This window comes from Amycolatopsis sp. DSM 110486 (genome assembly GCF_019468465.1).
Classification (GTDB): Bacteria; Actinomycetota; Actinomycetes; order Mycobacteriales; family Pseudonocardiaceae; genus Amycolatopsis.
On record NZ_CP080519.1, the window covers coordinates 7869002 to 7888406 of the forward strand.

Annotated in this window: 17 protein-coding genes; 6 read left to right on the forward strand and 11 right to left on the reverse strand. The window is 71.4% G+C overall.

The genetic code is table 11. From position 1 onward, the window contains the following. The first annotated feature begins 256 nt into the window (after nt 1-256). From K1T34_RS38165 to K1T34_RS38180, 4 genes are all read left to right on the forward strand, one after another. Nucleotides 257-577 carry a hypothetical protein gene (locus K1T34_RS38165; protein WP_220239585.1) on the forward strand — a complete coding sequence of 107 codons (321 nt, stop codon included), beginning with the start codon at nt 257-259 and terminating at the stop codon, nt 575-577. 102 nt (nt 578-679) lie between these two features. Continuing rightward, nucleotides 680-1657 (forward strand): hypothetical protein, encoded by a 978-nt coding sequence (locus K1T34_RS38170; RefSeq protein WP_220239586.1) that lies wholly within the window; start codon nt 680-682, stop codon nt 1655-1657. A gap of 367 nt (nt 1658-2024) precedes the next feature. Further along, on the forward strand, nt 2025-2939 hold the full coding sequence (locus tag K1T34_RS38175) for a universal stress protein (protein ID WP_220239587.1): 915 nt from the start codon (nt 2025-2027) through the stop codon (nt 2937-2939). A gap of 193 nt (nt 2940-3132) precedes the next feature. After that, nucleotides 3133-4626, forward strand: coding sequence for a CoA transferase (locus K1T34_RS38180; RefSeq protein WP_255637845.1), 1494 nt, complete (start codon nt 3133-3135; stop codon nt 4624-4626). Between the two features lie 89 nt (nt 4627-4715). On the opposite strand, the gene K1T34_RS38185 is transcribed toward K1T34_RS38180, so the two are convergent. After that, nucleotides 4716-5924 (reverse strand): GNAT family N-acetyltransferase, encoded by a 1209-nt coding sequence (locus K1T34_RS38185; RefSeq protein WP_220239589.1) that lies wholly within the window; start codon nt 5922-5924, stop codon nt 4716-4718. A 368-nt stretch (nt 5925-6292) separates the two neighbouring features. Between K1T34_RS38185 and K1T34_RS38190 the strand changes: the two genes are divergently transcribed. Then, a complete protein-coding gene (locus K1T34_RS38190) occupies nt 6293-7996 on the forward strand; it encodes a phospholipid carrier-dependent glycosyltransferase (protein WP_255637846.1) in 1704 nt (567 codons plus the stop codon). A gap of 54 nt (nt 7997-8050) precedes the next feature. On the opposite strand, the gene mmsB is transcribed toward K1T34_RS38190, so the two are convergent. The 10 genes from mmsB to K1T34_RS38240 form a co-directional block, all read right to left on the reverse strand. After that, complete coding sequence (gene mmsB / locus K1T34_RS38195) at nt 8051-9274, reverse strand: multiple monosaccharide ABC transporter permease (protein ID WP_220239590.1); 1224 nt, start codon at nt 9272-9274, stop codon at nt 8051-8053. Next, nucleotides 9271-10791, reverse strand: a complete 1521-nt coding sequence (gene mmsA / locus K1T34_RS38200; RefSeq protein ID WP_220239591.1) for a multiple monosaccharide ABC transporter ATP-binding protein — start codon at nt 10789-10791, stop codon at nt 9271-9273. The genes mmsB and mmsA overlap by 4 nt, the downstream gene beginning before the upstream one ends. Further along, nucleotides 10788-11888 carry a multiple monosaccharide ABC transporter substrate-binding protein gene (chvE, locus tag K1T34_RS38205; RefSeq protein ID WP_220239592.1) on the reverse strand — a complete coding sequence of 367 codons (1101 nt, stop codon included), beginning with the start codon at nt 11886-11888 and terminating at the stop codon, nt 10788-10790. Before chvE ends, mmsA begins: the two co-directional genes overlap by 4 nt. Before the next feature lie 14 nt (nt 11889-11902). Next, entirely contained in the window at nt 11903-13408 is a 1506-nt protein-coding gene (gene araA / locus K1T34_RS38210; RefSeq protein WP_220239593.1) for an L-arabinose isomerase, read from the reverse strand. 30 nt (nt 13409-13438) lie between these two features. Next, nucleotides 13439-14116 (reverse strand): L-ribulose-5-phosphate 4-epimerase, encoded by a 678-nt coding sequence (locus tag K1T34_RS38215; RefSeq protein ID WP_220239594.1) that lies wholly within the window; start codon nt 14114-14116, stop codon nt 13439-13441. Continuing rightward, nucleotides 14107-15777 carry a ribulokinase gene (araB, locus tag K1T34_RS38220; protein ID WP_370643472.1) on the reverse strand — a complete coding sequence of 557 codons (1671 nt, stop codon included), beginning with the start codon at nt 15775-15777 and terminating at the stop codon, nt 14107-14109. Before araB ends, K1T34_RS38215 begins: the two co-directional genes overlap by 10 nt. A gap of 75 nt (nt 15778-15852) precedes the next feature. Continuing rightward, nucleotides 15853-16881: a LacI family DNA-binding transcriptional regulator gene (locus K1T34_RS38225; RefSeq protein ID WP_220239595.1), complete on the reverse strand. Its 1029-nt coding sequence runs from the start codon at nt 16879-16881 to the stop codon at nt 15853-15855. A 93-nt stretch (nt 16882-16974) separates the two neighbouring features. Next, entirely contained in the window at nt 16975-17400 is a 426-nt protein-coding gene (locus tag K1T34_RS38230; protein WP_220239596.1) for an MmcQ/YjbR family DNA-binding protein, read from the reverse strand. 188 nt (nt 17401-17588) lie between these two features. Continuing rightward, the gene (locus K1T34_RS38235) at nt 17589-18134 is read right to left on the reverse strand and encodes a hypothetical protein (RefSeq protein WP_220239597.1); all 546 of its coding nucleotides are present in this window, start codon (nt 18132-18134) and stop codon (nt 17589-17591) included. Nucleotides 18135-18230: 96 nt separating this feature from the next. Beyond that, on the reverse strand, nt 18231-19199 hold the full coding sequence (locus K1T34_RS38240; protein WP_220239598.1) for a GNAT family N-acetyltransferase: 969 nt from the start codon (nt 19197-19199) through the stop codon (nt 18231-18233). On the opposite strand from K1T34_RS38240, the gene K1T34_RS38245 reads away from it, so the two are divergent. Further along, nucleotides 19198-19395 carry a hypothetical protein gene (locus tag K1T34_RS38245; protein ID WP_220239599.1) on the forward strand — a complete coding sequence of 66 codons (198 nt, stop codon included), beginning with the start codon at nt 19198-19200 and terminating at the stop codon, nt 19393-19395. The genes K1T34_RS38240 and K1T34_RS38245 overlap by 2 nt on opposite strands. Nucleotides 19396-19405: the final 10 nt, after the last annotated feature.

A 19405-nucleotide genomic window follows, 5' to 3' on the forward strand; every position in this document is an offset into this window, starting at 1 on the left:
GTCACAGCCGGCCCCCTCCTCACCCCGGGCGCGGCGCCCGCCGTTGTGCCATGATGCCCGACACCCCGGCCAAGCCGAGATCGTGGCGCTGAGCAGCACTGATCGGACTTGGTCGGAAACTTTGCGACCCCGATGCGGTCAAGGCCATCCTGATCAGGCAAGCCGGAAGGGCCCACCGCATCGGAACCACCGACGGGTTTCAGCCCCTTCTGTCGACCATTCTTCGCCCACCACGCGAATCCGATCGGGGTGAACCATGAACACCCTCACGCCCACCCAAATCCTCGTCGCCGTCACGATCCTGCTCGCACTCGCCTGGGCCTGGTGGTCCGGCGCCCGCCGCGCCAGGGCCGCCGCCGAGGCCGCCCGAACCCGCACCCGCCTGATCTCCCTGACCGGCCGCGTCCTGCTCAACGCCGGCCTCCTCGTCACGGTCCAGTGGGCCGTCATCGCCAACGCCACCAGCACTTGGCTCCTGCTCGCCGTCCTCGGCCTGCCCGCCCTCTTCGCCGCCTACGCCCTCACCCGCGCCACCACGATCACCACCCTCGCCCCACCCACCCGCGACAGCCACTGACCGCGAGCCGCTCGGGTGAACCGCACGGCAAGTCCCCGCCCGCAGTAACGATGTCCGCGGATCGTCGATGAGGAGGCGACGACGTTTTCTGGGGGCAAGCACGTGGAAGAGGAAGACCTGCTCGACTCCCACCCGGATCTGGTGGATCCGGAGTGGCGCAAGCGGGCGGAGGCCGGCGCGCGGGTGGGGGCGAGGAAGGACCGCCGGAAGGTGCGCAAGCAGCGGCGCGCACCGCTGCGGCGGCCGAGGGGGCGGTGGTGGGGCGCGACGCTCGTCCTCCTCGTCCTCGGGGTGACGGTGTCGGCGATCGTGCTCGTGGGGAGCCGGCCCGGAGCCGAGCCGGCTGCGCCCAATCCGACGGCGGTGCCGATTCTCGCGCGCGTCGATCTGGCGCGGCCGTACGACCGGACGCCCGCCGAGAAGTGGGCCAAGGGCTTCGACGGGATCGCCACCACCGCGACCGGGGCGGTTAAGGCCGAAGTGGCCGCGGACGCCTACGCGCAGGTCAAGCGCGCGATCTTCGCCGCGCGGCTCGAACCCGCCGTCGTGACGGGGCATGACCCCAGGGCCTTCCTGGCGCAGCTGGCGCCGGACGCGCGGCCGTGGATCGCGTCGAAGGTGGCGGAGCACGACAAGGGCCTGCTGCCGTACGTGACCGAGATCGCCGACGGATACCGCCTGCTCGACGCGGGCCCGCGTATCTTCGGCACCCTGACCGCGCACCCCGGGGTGAAGCCGGGGGAGCTGGCCGTGGACGCGAAGTACGTGGTCGCCTACGCGTTCGACGACCCCCACCCCGGCGAGCTGACGGGGCCGGGGCAGATCGTCAGCTTCGTGCGCGTGGACGAGAACTACGTGCTCCGCAGCGGCACGAGCTTCAGCAAAACCAGCCAGGGTCTCTGGATCGACGGCGAGCACAGCGCGTTCTCCTCCGTCGGCTGCGCCGCCGCGAAGACGGGCTTCCTCGCACCCGGCTACGCCAACCCGCCCGTCGGCCCGGCGCCCGCGGGCGACCAGGACGCGCCCGGCTACTACGACCCGAAGTACCCGGTGCCGACCCTCGACGGCTGCCAGGACTGACCCGGACGAGTCACCGCGTGCCGTCGAACCGGCGGAACAGGACCACCGGCCGGTCGGCGATCCGGGCCGCTGCGGAAGATCGAGTGCTGCCAACGCATCTCGCTGCGGTCGCGGGAATCGTCAGCATGCGGATGTAAATCGGACCGGCCGAGGTGTGCTGTCAAGTAGTCAGATGAAGGGACGTCCTGGGGGAGTGGCCGGCCGGGGCCGCAATGTCGTCCGTATGCAGAGAAACTCGACGGCGGCTCAAAGGGGCAGGCACCGCTGGACGAAAGTCACCCGGACGGGGGTCTGTTGGCCGTCTCGCGCGCAGGTCCGCTGCGATTACAGTCCGAGGTGCCGGCAGACCGACGAAGGCGGGGAACCCATGGCAAGCGCGTCCACCGATCTGGTCGTCGGGGTCGACGGGAGCGAGTCGTCGCTGATGGCGGCGCGCTGGGCCGCGCGGATGGCCCGCGAGCGCCGCGTGGGCCTGCGGCTCGTGCACGCCGTGGACGAGATCCCCGTGACGTACCCGCACGCCGCGCCGACCTACGAGGACGCGCAGCGGGTCGTCGGCGAGCGCGGCGAGCGGGTGCTCAGCCGGGCGCGGGCGGCCGTCGCGGAGGTGGCGCCGGAGCTGGCCGCCGAGGCCGTGCTGCGGCCGGAACAGCCGGCGTCGGCCCTGCGCGCCGAGTCCGCGTCGGCGGGGATGCTGATCCTCGGGTCGACGGGGCTGCACCGGCTCGGCCGGTTCGTGCTGGGCTCGGTGTCGGTCTCGCTTGCTTCGCACGCGGAGTGTCCGGTCGCGTTCGTGCGTCCCCACGTCGCCGAGGACGCGCCGCCGGTGGACGGCCCGGTCGTGGTCGGTGTGGACGCCACGCCGATCGGGGAGGACGCGATCGGCGTCGCCTTCGAGGAGGCGTCGTGGCGCCGGACTCCGCTCGTCGCCGTGCACTGCTGGAAGGAAGGGTTCCTCGCGTCGGTGTTCGAGGAGTCCGGCTCGTCCGCCGACGCCGACGCGATCGAGGCCCAGGAGCGGGAACTGCTCGCGCAGCGGCTCGCCGGGTGGCAGGCGAAGTACCCCGACGTGCAGGTCGAGCGCCTGGTCGTGAAGGAGAAGCCGGCCGACGGCCTGCTCGACTGGGCCGATCGCGCGCAACTGCTGGTCGTCGGCAGCCGTGGGCGCGGCGGGCTCGCCGGCCTGGCGCTCGGATCGACCAGCCAGAGCCTGATCTCGTACGCGCTGTGCCCCGTCCTGGTCGTGCGCGGAAACCGTCCGGCGGCGTCGCAGGACGAATAACGGATTCCCCGAAGTCGGCCCGGCGGGCCCGCTGCCGTCGCTACGATCGACGCGCTTCGCTGCCCGCCGCACCGCGGCGCCCTGGCACAGGCGAGCTCGTGGCCCGTGTCGCGGACGTCGAGGTTCCGACCCTGGAGTGTCCACTGTGGAAACAACCGATCCGGGGTCGATGCGCGACGCCATGCTCCGGGCGGTGCGCAATCGTGCGTCCGACGACGCGTTCGACCCGCACGCCGAGCTGCGCGAAGTGCTGGCACCACTTGGTTTCACGCCCGAGGACAGCGGCGGCGCCATCACCTTCCTCAAACGCGACCCGCTCCTGCCCAGCTCGATCCGCATCGGCGGGGCGGCGGCTGTCGCGCTGACCCAGCAATCGGTGCTCGCCGCGAAGCTGTGGCGCATGCGCGCAGGGCTGGGTCAGGACATCACCGTCGATCTGGGCCAGGCCATTCGCCGGCTCGCCCCGGCGTCGGAGCTGCGGTGGGAGACGCTCAACGGCTACCCCGCCGACATGGCCGACCGGCTCGTCGGTTCCTACCTCGGCTTCTACCCCACGCGCGACGGCCGCCACGTCATCCCCGCGAACATCTACCCCGGCCTGAAGTCGAAGATGCTCGCAGTCCTGGACTGCGCGGACAGCCCCGAAGCGCTCGGCCGCGCGATCGCCCGGCACACCGCCGACGAGCTGGAGGAGCTGGGGGAGCGGCACGGCATCGTGTTCGCGAAGGTCCGCAGCGTCGAGGAGTTCGTGGCCGAGCCGGTGTTCGAGCACCTCGCCTCGCGGCCGCTGATCGAGATCGAGAAGGTCGCGGACACCCCGCCCGAACCGTTGCCCGACTGGGGCACGCAACCGCTGTCCGGCATCCGCGCGCTGGGCATGGGCCACGTCATCGCGGGCGCGGGCATCGGCCGCTCGCTGGCCGCGCTGGGCGCCGACGTGCTCAACGTCTGGCGCGTCCTGGAGTTCGAGATGGACTCGCTGGTCGCCACGGCCAACGTGGGCGTCCGCTCGACCCGCCTCAACGTCCGCGGCACCGACGGCCAGGCCACGCTGCACGCCCTCCTGCGCGACGCCGACGTCTTCTACGCCAACCGCCGCCCCGGCCTGCTCACCGAGCTCGGTGTCGACGCCCACCAGGCCATCGGCCTGCGGCCCGGCCTCGTCCACGTCACCGCCAGCTGCCACGGCGACACCGGCCCGTGGGCGAACCGCGTGGGCTTCGACCAGGTCGCCGGCACCGTCACGGGCATGGTCGCCGCCGAAGGCACGCTGGACCAGCCGAAACTCCCGCCGACGTCGATCATCAACGACTACCTCGTCGCCTGGCTGGGCGCCACGGGCGCGTTGGCCGCGCTCATCCGCCGCGCCACCGAGGGCGGCAGCTACCGCGTCCACGTCTCCCTCACGCGCGCCGCCATGTGGGCGAGCACCCTCGGCTTCTTCGACTGGGGCTACGTCCACCGCGCCGTCGGCAGCGGGGGAGAGCACGAGCTGCTGGACCCGCAGCTGTTCACGTCGCTCACGCCGCTCGGGCTGTACCAAGGGGTCACGGAGAACGTCACGCTCTCGCGGACCCCGCACCACTACCTGAACGTGCTCTCGCCCCGCGGCGCCGACCAGCCGGCGTGGCTGCCCAAGCCACGGCAGGTGGACGTCGCGGCGCTTGCGAAGGCGCTCAACCGCTGAACCCGGACTTTCCGTACGCCTCGGCGAGGATCCGAACCGCAAACCTTGGAACCAGCGCCGCCGCCGAACGGCCCGGTGCGCCCGCGCCGTCAGAACCAGTGCAGGCAGTGCGGCTCTCGCTCCGCGCGGAACAGCGCGTCGGCGACACCGGCGGCTTCGGGGTGGTGCGCGTGGACGTGGCCGGCGCGCACGAGGGTGCTCGGGGTGGTGCCGCCGAGGTAGAGGGAGCCGAGGTCGCGCACGTCGAGGGACAGGTCGGGCGCGCGGTCCGTGGGGACGCACTCGGCCTTGCCGTCGCGGACGGTCAGGAGGTGGCGGCCGCGCTCGTCGAGGAAGGGGTCGGTGACGTCGAGGACCAGCTCGCCGTCGGTGAACCAGCCGCGGGCGGTCAGTGCGCGCGGGACGTCCAGCAGCCGCACCCACAGCCAGTCGTCGTCGCTCGCCGTGCCGGCGCGGAAGTCCGCGAGCTGCCAGCGCAGCGGGTGCCACGGCGGGACGTGCTTGAACACCACGCGCGTGACCAGGTCGTGGCCGAGCACGAACCGGGCCAGGGCGGTGAAGACGGCGTCGTCGGTGGCGATGGTTTCGTCGACGGTCAGCGTGCCGGGCTCGACGAGCGAATAGCTGGCGTACCCGTCCGGGGTCCCGTCGGCATCCCGGTGCACGGCGAGGTACCGCGGCGCCGCGGTGATCGGGGGCTGGCCCGCGCGCAACGCCCACCACCGGTGCGGCCGCGACAACGCGCCGGGCTGCGCGCGGCGGTAGCGGTCGTAGACGTCTTCCAGCAGCTCGACGCACTCGTCGCGCTTCAGCACCTCGACCGAGCCGGTGTCGGCCGGCGCGTGAGCCCGCGGCGCGGCGAGCGCGGCCTGGTGCCGCGGCACCGTCAGCTGCCCGGTGTAGGTCGCCGGCCCGTAGCCGAAGCGGCCGTAGATCGTGGCCTCCGACGCCAGCAGCACGGACAGGAACTCCCCGCGCGACCGCAGTTCGGCCAGCTGGTGCCGCATCATCGCGCTCAGCACCCCCTGGCGACGATGCGAAGGGAGCACCCCGACGGACGTGATCCCGGCCGCCGGCACCACGACCTCGCCCGGCAGCGTGAGCTCGAACGAGTAGGCCGCCGCGGTCCCGACGGGCCGCCCGTCCGCCACGGCCAGCACCCCGCGGTCCATCTCGAGCGCCGACCACCACAGCCCGCCGCCGCCCTCGGCCGGCGTCTCGGGGAACCGCGCGAACGCGGTGTGGACGGTGTCGACGAAGACGTCGAAGTCTTGCTCGGTGGTGGCGCGGATTTCCACTGCGGCGGTCTCCCCGGGGTGTCGTGGCTGTCGCGCCACAGTGCAGCGGCGCCGCGGGGCCGGGTCAACCGAATTACCGCCCGGCCTGCGGTCAGCCGAGCCCCCGCCTCTCGCGGTGCGCGAGCAACTCCGGCGCGAGGACCACCACGGCGCCGGTTCGACGCTGACGAGGTGCTCGGCGTCCGCAGCGCGCGGCTCACCGAGACTCGGGTCGCGCCGATCGCTTCGGCCGGCCCGTGCAGACCGCCGGGCAGGACGACCCGGACACGCTCACCTGGAGGGCCGCCGGTGGTCACGAGCCGATCGCCGCGGCGGGCGGGACGTAGCATGGGCGCGGACGTGTTCTCTCGCGTGGAAGGAACTTCGGGTTGTCGCCGCCTACGAGCCAGCTGTCGAGCGCGAGCGGGGCGACCCCGGCGGACCCGGCGCCGACCCCGGCCCCGCCGGGCCGGTTCGAGTGGCTGCGGCGGCATCGGCGGTGGGCGTTTGCGCTCGTCGGGTTCGCGTTGCTCGCGCAGATGGCGTTCGCGATGGTCACCACGGCCGTCGGGCAGACGCCGACGATCGACGAGCCGGTGTACGTCGGCACGGCCGTCGTCTACCTCGACCAGCACAGCCTGCGGTACAACCCGGAGCACCCGCCGCTGGGCAAGCTGATCATCGCGTCCGGCCTGGCCTTCGCCGACGTGCACCTCGACCCCGCCTTCGCCGGCGACGAAACGCAGCTCGGCCGGCACGTGCTGTACGAGTCGGGCAGCGATCCGGGCCACCTGATGTTCTTGGCGCGGCTGCCGATGATCGTGCTGACGCTGCTGTTCGGGCTGGTCGTCTTCGCGTTCGCGCGTGATCTCGCCGGCCCGGTCGGCGGCCTCATGGCGCTCGCGCTCTACGCCTTCTCGCCCGACGTCATCGCATACGGCTCGCTCGCCACACTCGACGTGCCGATGGCCGGGTTCCTGCTGACGTCGGCCTGGCTGGTGTGGCGGGCCCGGCGCCGGCCCCTGCGGTATCTCCCGCCGGCGGGACTCGCCCTCGGCGCGGCGATCGCGACGAAGATGAGCGCGCTGCCCGCGGTTCCGGTGGTCCTGTTCCTGGCCGCGTTGTCGGTGTGGCACTTCCGTCGTGCGCGTGGCCTCGGTCCGAAACGGACCGCCCTCGAGCTCGTCGCGGCGGTCATCGGCGTGGGGCTGATCGCCGTCGCCGTCCTCTGGGCCGCCTACCTCGCCGTCGATCCACGCTTGCGCTGGCAGGCACCGCCGGGCCTGCCGACTCTCCACGGCCTGCGCGCGCTCGCCGACTGGCTGCCGGTGCCCGCGCCGTACCGCGACGGCATGCACCTCCAGTTCGGCTTCGAAGACCAGGTGTGGAGCGGCTTCCTGTTCGGCCGCCTCTACTTCGGCGCCCTCTGGTACTACCTCCCGGCCGCGATCCTCGTGAAGACCCCGCTCGGCACGCTGGCGCTGTGGCTGGCCGGCATCGTCGTGCTGCTCGCGATTCCCCGGCTGCGCCCCGCGGCGCCGTACCTCCTCGTCCCGTCCGCGGTGCTGCTGGCCGCCGCCATGACCGGCAGCCGCGACTTCGGCGTCCGGTACACGGTTTTCCTCCCGATGTTCCTCGCCGTCGCGGCCGCCGGTCTTGTCCTCCTGCGCCGCCGCCAGGCCCACCTCGCCGCGGCGGTCCTGGTCGTCTTCACGGCCGTCAGCTCGCTGCTGACGTTCCCGTACTACCTGCCCTACTCCAACGAAGCCTTCGGCGGCCCGGCGCAGACCCACCTGCGCCTGCACGACTCGAACGTCGACTGGGGCCAGGACCTCGGCCGCCTCGCCGACCGGTTGAAAACGCGCTATCCGGACGAACGCCCCTGGCTCGTCTACAAGGGCAGCGGCGTGCCGGCCTTCTACGGCATCGACGCCGCCGACCCCCTCCGCGTGCCCCCGGACCAGGTCCACGGCCTGCTCGCGGTCTCCGACTCCTCCATTGCCAAGGCGGACGCCCACCTGAAGGCCCTGCTGGCGACGAGCACCCCGATCGACGAGGTCGGCCACTCGATCACGATCTTCCGCCGGCCTTAGGCCCTGGTCACGGCCCCGGGCCCAGGGCCGGCTGAATCCCCGGCGGCCGCGCCTCTAAGCCGTACCGCGTCGTTTCGTCCAGATGTCGTACGCGACTGCCGCGAGCAGGACCACGCCCTTGACCAGCATCACGCGCTCGCTCGGAGCACCGATCAGGGACATGCCGTTGTTGATCACGGCCATGATCAACCCGCCGGTGATCGCGCCGACGACCTTCCCCACGCCGCCCTGCACGGCGGCGCCGCCGATGAACGCCGCGGCGATCGCGTCGAGTTCGAAGTTCACGCCGGCGGTCGGGCCGGCCTGGTTGAGCCGGCCGGCGAAGATGATCCCGGCGAGCGCGGCCAGCACGCCCATGTTCACGAAGATCCAGAACGCCACCGACTTGACCTTGACGCCCGACAGCGTCGCGGCCTGGAGGTTGCCGCCGACCGCGTAGATGTGGCGGCCGAACACCGAACGACCGGCGACGAGCGAATAGCCGACCACGAGCACGGCCAGCAGGATCAGCACCCACGGCAGGTTCTTGAACCGCGCGAGCTGCACGACCACGGCGAGCACCAGGATCGCCGCGCCGGCGACCTTCGCGACGAACACCGGGTACGGGTCCACGTCCTGCCCGTACCCGAGCCGCGCGGAGCGCTTGCGCTGCTGGGTGATCGCGATGGCGGCGACGGTGAGCACGCCGACGATCAGGCTGACCAGGTCGGCGCCGCCGAGCGGGCCGAGGCCGATGTTGCCGAGGTAGCCGTCGGTGAAGCCGTTGGACAGCGTGCGGATCGCGTCGGGGAACGGGCCGATGCCCTGGTTGCCCAGTACGGTCAGCGTCAGCGCGCGGAACGCCAGCATTCCCGCCAGCGTCACGATGAAGGCCGGGATGCCGAAGTAGGCGACCCAATACCCCTGCCACGCGCCGATCACCGCGCCCGTCACCAGGGTGATGAGCACCGCGAGTGGCCACGGCACATGCAGGTTCACCATGAGCACCGCGGAGACGGCGCCGGTCATCGCGACCACCGAGCCTGCCGAGAGGTCGATGTGGCCGGAGATGATCACCAGGATCATGCCGATCGCGAGGATGAGCACGTAGGAGTTCTGCACGATGATGTTCGAGATGTTCTGCGGCTCGAGCAACGCGCCGCCGGTGAGCACCTCGAACAGCACCACGATGAGGGCGAAGGCCACGTAGATCCCGCTCTGGCGCGGGTTGATCGAGATCCGCCTGCCCGGGGTGGCGGCCGGGGGCGCGGCGGGCCGGGCCGTGTCCGTTGTGGTCATGGGCGTTCCTTCGTCATGTACTGCATCAGCAGCTCCTGGGTGGCGTCCTCGCGGGCGACCTCGCCGGTCACCCGGCCCGCGGACAGCGCGTAGATCCGGTCGCACAGGCCGAGTAGCTCCGGCAGCTCGGAGCTGATGACCAGCACCGCCTTCCCTTGCGCGGCAAGGGAGTTGATGATCGAGTAGATCTCGAACTTCGCGCCGACGTCGATGCCGCGGGTCGGTTCGTCGAGGATCAGCACGTCCGGATCGGTGAAGATCCACTTGGCCAGCACGACTTTCTGCTGGTTGCCGCCCGAGAGTTTCCCGGTCACGCTGCGCACGGTCGGTGCCTTGATCCGCAGGTCCCGGCGGAACCGCGCGGCCGTGTCGTGCTCGGCGTGCTCGTTGACCCAGCCGCGGCGCGCCAGCTTCCCGAGGCCCGCGGCCGAGACGTTGCGCTGCACGTCCTCGATCAGGTTCAGCCCGTAGCGCTTGCGGTCCTCGGTGGCGTACGCGATGCCGTGGCGCACGGCGTCACGGACCGAGCGCACCTCGATCGGCACGCCGTCCTTCACCAGCCGCCCGGAGATACCGGTGCCGTAGGAACGCCCGAACACGCTCATCGCCAGCTCGGTGCGGCCCGCACCCATCAGCCCGGCCAGGCCGACCACCTCCCCGCGCCGCAACGTCAGGTTGGCGCCCTCGACCACGACCCGGCCCAGCTGCGTGGGGCTGTGCACGGTCCAGTCCTCGATCCGCAGCACCTCCTCGCCGATGTCGGGCTCCCGCGGCGGAAAGCGGTGCTCCAGATCGCGCCCGACCATGCCGGTGATCAGCCGCTCCTCGGTGAGCCCGGCCGCGTCGAGGGTCTCGATCGTGCGGCCGTCGCGCAGGATCGTGACGGTGTCGGCGATCGCGATCACCTCGCCCAGCTTGTGGGAGATGATCACCGACGTCACGCCCTCGTCGCGCAGCCCGCGCAACAGGTCGAGCAGGTGCGCCGAGTCGTCGTCATTGAGCGCGGCGGTCGGCTCGTCGAGGATGAGCAGCTTCACCTGCTTCGACAGCGCCTTGGCGATCTCGACGAGCTGCTGCTTGCCGACGCCGAGGTCGCGCACCGGCGTGACCGGGTTCTCCGCGAGGCCGACGCGCCGCAGCAGCTCGCCGGCCTCGTGGTTGGTGCGGTTCCAGTCGATGAACCCGCGCCGGGCCCGCTCGTTGCCGAGGAAGATGTTCTCCGCGATCGAGAGCTGCCCGCACAACGCCAGCTCCTGGTGGATGATCACGATTCCCCGGCGTTCGCTGTCGCGCACCGAGCCGAACTCGCACGCCTCGCCGTCGAACCGGATCTCCCCGGCGTAGCTGCCGTGCGGGTGCACCCCGGAGAGCACCTTCATCAGGGTCGACTTCCCGGCGCCGTTCTCCCCGCAGATCGCGTGGATCTCCCCGCGGCGCACGGAAAGGGTGACGTCGGCGAGCGCGGTGACCCCGGGGAAGGTCTTCGTGATCCCGCGCATGCCGAGCAGTTCCGTCATTTCAGCTGCCCCGCCGTGTAGTAGCCGGAGTCGAGGAGTTCCTTCTGGTAGTTGGTCTTGTCCACGACCACGGGCTGCAGCAGGTAGGAGGGCACAACCTTCTTGCCGTTGTTGTAATCCGTGGTGTTGTTGACCTCCGCCTTGCCGCCCTTGAGGACGGAGTCGGCCATCTTCACGGTGACGTCGGCGAGCTTGCGGGTGTCCTTGAACACCGTCGAGTACTGCTCGCCGGCGATGATGGACTTGACCGACGCGACCTCGGCGTCCTGGCCGGTGACCACCGGGTAGGGCTGACCCGCGGTGCCGTAGCCGTTGCTCTTGAGCGCCGAGAGGATGCCGATGGACAGGCCGTCGTACGGCGAGAGCACGCCGTCGACCTTCGCGCCGCCGCCGTAGGTCTTGGTGAGCAGGTCCTCCATGCGCCGCTGCGCGGTGGCCGGGTCCCAGCGCAGGATCGCGGTCGGCGCGAACGTCGTCTGGCCGCTCTTCACCACGAGCTTGCCGCTGTCCATGAGGGGCTTGAGCACGGACATGGCGCCGTTGAAGAAGAACGTCGCGTTGTTGTCGTCCGGCGAGCCGCCGAACAGCTCGATGTTGAACGGACCCGGACCGGTGCCGAGGCCCTTGACCAGCGAATCCGCCTGCTCCACACCGACCTTGTAGTTGTCGAAAGTGGCGTAGTAGTCGACGTTCGGGCTGTTGAGCAGGAGCCGGTCGTAGGCGATCACCGGGATCTTGTGGTCGGCCGCCTCCTGCAGCTGGGTGGTGATCGCGGTGCCGTCGATGGAGGCGATCACCAGCAGCTTGGCGCCCTTGGTGATCTGGTTCTCGATCTGGTTGACCTGGGTCGGGATGTCGTTCTCGGCGTACTGCAGGTCGACCTTGTAGCCGAGCTTCTCCAGCGCTGCCTTGATGTTGTCGCCGTCGTGGATCCAGCGTTCCGACGACTTCGTCGGCATGGTGACGCCGATCAGCGCGCCGGCCGACGAGCCGGCGGCCGGCTGCTGGTCGGCCGTCTTGACGCTCGAACCGCAGGCGGCCAGCGTCAGTGCCAGTGCGGCGACGGTGACCCCTCGGATCCCTCGGATGAACTTCATTGTTCGTGCTCCTTTCAGAAGCCCTGGGCGAGCCGGTGGTAGGCCTGGTTCCAGCGGATCCGGTCGGCGAACCCGGAGGTGGTGGTGCCGGCGTCGATGGTGAGGAGCTCGACGCCGAGCAGGTCTGCGAAGTCGCGGAGGGTCTCGACGGGCACCGCCTGGGTCAGCACGGTGTGGTGCGGCGCGCCGGCGGTGATCCACGACTCGGCGGAGGTGGCGAGCGACGGCGCGGGCTGCCAGACCGCGCGCGCGACCGGCAGGCTGGGCAGCGGCTCGTCGGGTGGGACGACCTCGATCTCGTTGGCCACCAAACGGAACCGGTCGCCGAGGTCGGCCAGGCCGAGCACCACGCCGGGGCCGGGGGCGGCGTCGAACACGAGCCGTACCGGGTCCTCGCGGCCGCCGATGCCGAGCGGGTGGATCTCGCACGACGGGCGGGCGGCGGCGATGCTCGGGCAGACCTCGAGCATGTGCGCGCCGAGGATCTTCGGCTCGCCCGGCCCGAAGTGGTAGGTGTAGTCCTCCATGAACGACGTGCCGCGGCCGGTGCCCGTCCCCATCGCCTTCACCGCGGCGAGCAGGGCCGAGGTCTTCCAGTCGCCTTCGCCGCCGAAGCCGTAGCCGTCGGCCATCAGCCGCTGCACGGCCAGCCCCGGCAGCTGACGCAGGCCGCCGAGATCCTCGAAGTTCGTGGTGAACGCGCCGAAACCGCCCTCGGTGAGGAACCGCCGTAGCCCCAGCTCGACTTTCGCCGCGTACCGCAGGGACTCGTGGCGGGCGCCGTCTTCGGCGAGCTCCGGCGCCACGTCGTAGGCCGACGCGTATTCGGCGACCAGTTCGCCGGTGTCCTTTTCGGACGCGCTGTCGACGAGCTCGACGAGGTCGTTCACGCCGTAGGTGTTGACCGAGACGCCGAAGCGCAGCTCGGCCTCGACCTTGTCCCCTTCGGTCACGGCGACGTCGCGCATGTTGTCGCCGAAGCGCGCCAGCCGCAGCTCGCGCAGGTGGTCCGCGCCGATCGCGGCCCGCGCCCACGCGTCGATCCGGTCGGCGACCACGGGGTCGCCCGCGTGCCCGGCGACGGTCTTGCGTGGCACGGAAAGGCGGGTCAGCACGTGGCCGAACTCGCGGTCGCCGTGCGCGGCCTGGTTGAGATTCATGAAGTCCATGTCGATGCTGCGCCACGGCAGGGCTTCGTTGAGCTGGGTGTGCAGGTGCAGCAACGGTTTGCGCAACGCGTCGAGCCCGCCGATCCACATCTTCGCCGGCGAGAAGGTGTGCATCCACGCGATCACCCCGACGCAGGAGTTGTCGGCATTGGCCTCGAGCAGCAGCCGGCGGATCGCGGAGGCCTCGGTCAGCACCGGTTTCCCGACGAGCTCGGCCGAAAGCCGTCCCGTCGAGGCGAGCAGCCGCTGGATCTCCAGCGACTGGCCGGCGACCTGCGCCAGCGTGTCCTCGCCGTAGAGCGCCTGGCTCCCGGTGAGGAACCAGACCTGGGGTTTGTTCTGCGAAGCCATTTGTCTCCTCGTCGTGTGCGCCGGCCGGGCTCAGCGCTGGCCGTAGACGTTCTGGTAGCGCGCGTAGAGCCGGTCGACGTCCTCGGCCGGCAACGGTTTGGGCGCGCCCAGCTCGAATGCCTTGTGGACGGTCCGGGCCACGTCCTCCACGAGCACCGCCGCCTTCACCGCGTCGCGGGCGGTGCGCCCGACGGTGAACGGGCCGTGGTTGCGCATGAGAACGGCAGGGGAGCGGCTGGCCCGCAACGTCTCGACGATGCCGCGGCCGATGGAGTCGTCGCCGATCAGCGCGAACGGCCCGACCGGGATCTCCCCGCCGAACTCGTCGGCGATCATCGTGAGCACGCACGGGATGGGCTCGCCGCGCGCGGCCCACGCGGTGGCGTAGGTGGAGTGCGTGTGCACGACCCCGCCGACGTCGGGCAGATGCCGGTAGACGTAGGCGTGGGCGGCCGTGTCGGACGACGGCGCGAGGTCGCCGTGGCGCAGCCGCCCGTGCAGGTCGGTGACGACCATGGTGTCGGCGGACAGGTCGTCGTAGGAGATCCCGGACGGCTTGATCACCATCAGCTCGCGCCCGGGCACCCGCGCCGAGACATTGCCCGCGGTCCAGGCGACCAGCTCGTTGCGCGTGAGCTCGCCGTGCAGGTCCGCGACGGTGCGGCGCAGCTCGGCGACGGTGCCGAGCAGCTCGTCGGTCAGCGACATGTCAGGACTGTCCTTTCGCCGGCGGTGGCGGTGGCGTGGCGGCGGGCCGCGAGGCGGTGCAGCACGTCGCTGCCGCCGCGGCCGAAGTGGTCGTGCAGCTCGCGGTAGTCGGCGTAGAGCTCGTCGTAGGCACGGGAGTGGGCGGGCACCGGCCGGTACACGTCCCGGTGGACCGAGCCCATCGCGCGCGAAGCCGCGGTGATGTCCGGGTGGGCGCCGGCCGCCACGGCGGCGTGGATGGCCGAGCCGAGCGCCGGCCCCTGCGCGGACCCGATCACCGACAGGGGCAGGTTCACCACGTCGGCGTAGAGCTGCATCAGGAAGGCGTTGCGGACGAGCCCGCCGGCCACGACCAGCTCGGTGACCGGCACGCCCGCGTCCCGGAAGGCTTCGATGATCGTGCGGGTGCCGAACGCGGTGGCCTCCAGCAGCGCCCGGTAGGTGTCTTCGGCACGGGTGGCCAGCGTCTGGCCGACGACGACGCCGGACAGCTCGTGGTCCACCAGCACCGAGCGGTTGCCGCTGTGCCAGTCGAGCGCGACCAGCCCGTGCGCGCCGATTTCCTGCGCCGACGCGAGCACGGTGAGGTGTTCGTGGAGCGAGACGCCCGCTCGTCGCGCGTCCTCGTGGTAGCCGGGCGGCACGCCGTGCTCGACGAACCAGCCGAAGATGTCGCCGACCCCGCTTTGCCCGGCTTCGTAGCCCCACAGCCCGGGCACGATCCCGCCGTCGACGACCCCGCACATGCCCGGGACCTCTCGCAGCTCTTCGGCGTTGAGGACGTGACACGTCGAGGTGCCCATGATCGCGACCATCCGGCCGGGTTCGACGGCCTGCGCGGCGGGCGCGGTCACGTGCGCGTCGACGTTGCCGACCGCGACGGCGATGCCTTCCGGCAGTCCGGTCCACAACGCCGCTTCGGCGGTGAGCGAGGCGGCCCGGTCGCCGAGGCGCCCGAGCGGCCGGTCGAGCTTGTCCGGCACGAAGTCCGCGAACCCGGGGTTCAGCTCGCGCAGGAAATCGGCGCCGGGGTACTCGCCGTCCTGCAGGATGCCCTTGTACCCGGCGGTGCAGGCGTTGCGGACGTAGTGGCCGGTCAGCCGCCAGACGATCCAGTCGGCCAGCTCGACCCAGTGCGCCGTCGCCGCGTAGACGGCGGGCGCCTCCTCCAGAACCTGCAGCGCCTTTGCGAACTCCCATTCCGATGAGATCCGCCCGCCGTAGCGGGGCAGCCACTTCTCGTCGCGGGCTCGCGCGAGCTCGGTGATCCGGTCGGCCTGCGGCTGGGCGGCGTGGTGGCGCCACAGCTTCACGTACGCGTGCGGCTCGCGCTCGAACTCCGGCAGCTCGCACAGCGGCGTTCCGTCCACAGTGGTCGGAACCACCGTGCACGCGGTGAAGTCGGTGCCGAGGCCCACGACGTCGGCGGGATCGGCGCCGGCGTCGCGGAGCGCGGCGGGTACGGCGGTGCGCAGCACCCCGAGGTAGTCCGAGGGGACCTGCAGCGCCCAGTCCGGCGGCAACGGCTGGCCGGTCACGGGCAGCGTCCGGTCGACGACGCCGTGCGGGTACTCGTACACGGCGGTGCCCAGCTCGGCGCCGTCGGAGACCCGCACCACGACGGCGCGGCCCGAGAGCGTGCCGAAGTCGACGCCGATCACGAGACGCTCGTGAATGTTAGCGTTAACATTCGGGGAGTGCGGGGACACGGGTTTCTCCTTCGGTGGGGACCGCGCTCAGCGTGGTCCGGTGCTCTCCCGGACGATCAGCTCGGGCTCGACCAGGTACCGCACGTGCTGGTCGCCGCCGCCCATCCGTTCGGTCAGCAGCCCGAACGTGCGCCGGCCGACTTCGATGAAGTCCTGGCGCACCGTGGTCAGCGGCGGCGTGAAGTACGCGGCCTCGGGGACGTCGTCGAAGCCGGCGACGTGCACGTCCGCCGGCACGCCGATGCCGGTCTCGGTGAACGCGCGCAGCAGCCCGAGCGCCATCTGGTCGTTGGCGGCGAACACCGCGTCCAGCCCGCCGTTCCCGGCGGGCACCTTCTTGGCCAGCGTCCGCCCGGCGGCGTAGCCGGAGGCCGGGCTCCAGTCGCCGCGGATGACGGGGGGCACCTCTGCGCCGTGGCGCTCCAGCGTCTCGCGCCAGCCGCGCTCGCGCTCGAGCGCCTCCAGCCAGTCCTCCGGCCCTGCGATGTGCCACACCGTGCGATGCCCGAGCGCGAGCAGGTGCTCGGTCGCGCGGCGGGCGCCGTCGTACTGGTCCACGGAGATCACCGGAACCGGCGCGCCGTCGCCGCCGCCGACGGCGACCACCGGGACCGCCGAAGGCACTCCCGCAAGCGCCTGCCCGGCCGTGACGTGCGGGGCGATCACGACGATCCCCTCCACGGCTTGGCGCCGCAGGCTCTCCACCGCGTCCGCGATGGACGACCGGCCCGGACGGCTCACGCTCGAGATCGTGATGGCGTAACCGGCTTCCCGGGCGGCGTTCTCGATGCCGTACAGGGTGCTCGCGGGTCCGTACAGATTGGACTCCAGCGCGACGACGCCGAGCGTGCCGGAGCGGCCCGTGACGAGCGCGCGGGCCGCGGAGTTGGGCCGGTAACCCAGCTCCTCCACCGCGGCCATCACCCGGGCGCGGGTCTCGGGGCGGACCGGGCCGGTGCCGTTGATGACCCGCGAGACAGTCATGTGGGAGACGCCTGCGAGGCCGGCCACGTCCGTGAGGCTCGCCTGCCGATCGCCGGCCGCTCCTGCTGACACTACGTCACCGCCTTCCTCGTCCGGGTGGTCCGCGTCACTCTTTCCGGCGCATAGTGTTAGCGATAACAGTCACCCGGTCAAGACTCGGCTCGGTCACGACCTGGTCTCTTGATCGGCGAGCCACGCCGCACCCCGGCGGGCCGAAGCGCGCGACAGCCACGCCTCCTGGACCACTTCCGCCAGCTCGGCCCGGCTGATCTCGCCGAGCCGACAGGCGCGCACGAGCACCGACAGGTGGCCGCGGAAGTGCGGCGTGGTGAAAAACGGTGAGTCCTCGTCCTGGACGAGTGCTGCCTTGTCGCCTTCGGACGGCACCCAGAACACGATCACGTCCGGGTAGCGCTCGCCCGTCTCCGGGTCGATGGCGTCCGGGCGCGGGTTTCGGAAGAAGACGAACGACTTGCCCCCGACCTGGTACACCGGCTTGTGCTCGGTTCCGGGCCAGACGGTGACGTGCGGCATCCCGAGAGCGAGCTCGTGGACGTCCTCGACACACGCGGGGCGGCTGTCGTCCGGCATCGGGTCAGTGTAGAAGCCCGACCCGTTGATCGCCGGGAGTCCACATCGGACCCGGAACCGGTGCCGCGCGGGAGCCCGCACGGCACCGGCCGTGGTTCAGCGCCGCCGACGGCTCACGCGCCGTGCGGTTCGGCGGCCGGTGCGGCGGGCGACCCTGCGCGATCCGAACATGGTGGTGCCTCCTTGACTCAGGTGTGGCTGGGGGTGGCGGTCTCGAAGGCGTGCAGCTGCTGCGCTTCCTCCGCCGTGACCAGGCCGATGGCGACGAGGTCGAGCGGGCTGATGAAGCCGTCGGAGATGCGGAACCCGCCCGCTTCCGCGATGGCGTCGCGGAGGGGGATGGCCCAGCGGTGTTCGAGCAGCACGAGAGCGGCGGCGGAACCGTCTGGGATCTCCTCCAGGACGTCCCAGGCGTCTTCGTCGGAGAACACCTCGACGCCTTCGGCGGCCTTCTCGGCACCCGCGAGGGCACCGGCCTCCATGCCTTCCTCGCCGTCGATCCCGAGCCCGATCAGCGCGCCGACCTTGCTGCCGAGCTCGATGGCTTCTTCGTCACTGAGGTTGCTGAGGTGGGCGACCTCGATCTCGCCGTTTGAATCCTTGTGCACGGCCAGCGCGTCGACCACGTTGACGGTGCCGCTCTCCCTCAGGCGCTCGAGCTCGGTGATGATCGCGCCGTGGAAGTCCGGGTCCGGAAATCCCAGCACGACGAGTTGGATGGGTCCGATCGTCATGAATCTGCCTCCGTTCTGCGTCGCGTCCCTCATGGCGAGCATCTGGGCGCGGGTCGTGAACGGCCTCATCTGCGAGAGGTGAGCTTGCGCCGCGCGTCAGACTTCGAGCGCCCAGCGGACGTACGGCCGCTTCGACGTGAAGCCGGCCCTCGCGAAGATCCCGGACGGGCCCGCGGGGCTCGCCGAGTCCGCGTTCACGCTGGCCCGGTGGAAGCCGTGCTCGGCGGCCGCCCGCAGCGCGTGCCCGATCAGCGCGCCGGCGACGCCGCGGTTGCGGTAGGCGGGAATCGTCCCGATGTTCATGAAGTGCACGTCGCGGACACCGGTGACCGCCGCGTCGCCTTCCCAGTGGTTGGCCACGAGCATTCCCACCGCGGTGCCGTCCGCCGCGTCGCGCAGCAGGAAACTGGCCTCGGGCCGCAGGGTGTGGTTCGCGATCTTGTTCTTCCAGTTGTCCGCGGGCACCGGCGCCGGAATCCAGTTGTCCGCGTACGCCTCGTTGCGGGTCACGCGGAAGTCCTCGTCGTTGTCCGCCGACCACTGCTCGATCCGCAGCCCGTCGGGGATCTCCGCTTCGGGGAGCGCGGCGCCGAGCGGGTGCTCCATGTGCTGGAAGTGCCGGACGGGCGCGAAGCCTTGCGGGCCCAGGAGTTCGGCCAGGCCTGCGATGTGCCCGGCCTTGTGGACGTCGATCGCGAGCCGTAGCGCCGGGTGGTGCAGCGCGTGCAGCGTTTTCGCCGCCGCCACGCCGGCCTCGACGAGCGCGGTGCCGATACCCCGGCGCCGGTGGTCCGGATGCACGCCGCCGTCGAGGAACACGCGGTGGACGTCTTCCGCGAACCGCTTGTAGCGGATCTTCATGTACCCGACCATCACGTCACCGTCGAAGGCCGCGAGGCTCGCGCGCTCCAGATCCGCGTAGGGATCGACCAGCTCCTGCAGGGTGTCCTGCGCGGTGTAGTTCTCGCCGATCCGGTCGACGGTCTCCATGGCGTTGAGCAGATCGGCTGCTGCCTGGGCGTCGTCGCGGGTGAGCGGCTGCCAGGTGAGAGACGTGGTGTCCATGCGCCCGAAGGTATTCATGCGCGGGCGGGCTGTCGCTTCGTTTTCCGGCAAAAGTGGTCGCCGACGGTTCGAAATCCCGTCGCTCGACCGCGAGCCGGGCCCCGACGTCCGCGACATCTCGATGGTCGGAACCCAGCCGGAGGCCGGAAAGCTCGCCGAGCTCCGCGCCGCCCACTCGCGCGCGATGCCCGCCTGACCAACGGAAA

Excerpts from the sequence above, each read along its gene's own strand:
- K1T34_RS38235 (WP_220239597.1), bottom strand. The coding sequence starts at position 18,134 with ATGACGATCGGACCCATCCAACTCGTCGTGCTGGGATTTCCGGACCCG.
- K1T34_RS38215 (WP_220239594.1), bottom strand. The coding sequence starts at position 14,116 with ATGTCGCTGACCGACGAGCTGCTCGGCACCGTCGCCGAGCTGCGCCGC.
- K1T34_RS38165 (WP_220239585.1), top strand. The coding sequence starts at position 257 with ATGAACACCCTCACGCCCACCCAAATCCTCGTCGCCGTCACGATCCTG.
- chvE (WP_220239592.1), bottom strand. The coding sequence starts at position 11,888 with ATGAAGTTCATCCGAGGGATCCGAGGGGTCACCGTCGCCGCACTGGCA.
- mmsB (WP_220239590.1), bottom strand. The coding sequence starts at position 9,274 with ATGACCACAACGGACACGGCCCGGCCCGCCGCGCCCCCGGCCGCCACC.
- araA (WP_220239593.1), bottom strand. The coding sequence starts at position 13,408 with ATGGCTTCGCAGAACAAACCCCAGGTCTGGTTCCTCACCGGGAGCCAG.
- K1T34_RS38240 (WP_220239598.1), bottom strand. The coding sequence starts at position 19,199 with ATGGACACCACGTCTCTCACCTGGCAGCCGCTCACCCGCGACGACGCC.
- K1T34_RS38230 (WP_220239596.1), bottom strand. The coding sequence starts at position 17,400 with ATGCCGGACGACAGCCGCCCCGCGTGTGTCGAGGACGTCCACGAGCTC.
- K1T34_RS38175 (WP_220239587.1), top strand. The coding sequence starts at position 2,025 with ATGGCAAGCGCGTCCACCGATCTGGTCGTCGGGGTCGACGGGAGCGAG.
- K1T34_RS38245 (WP_220239599.1), top strand. The coding sequence starts at position 19,198 with ATGCGCCCGAAGGTATTCATGCGCGGGCGGGCTGTCGCTTCGTTTTCC.
- mmsA (WP_220239591.1), bottom strand. The coding sequence starts at position 10,791 with ATGACGGAACTGCTCGGCATGCGCGGGATCACGAAGACCTTCCCCGGG.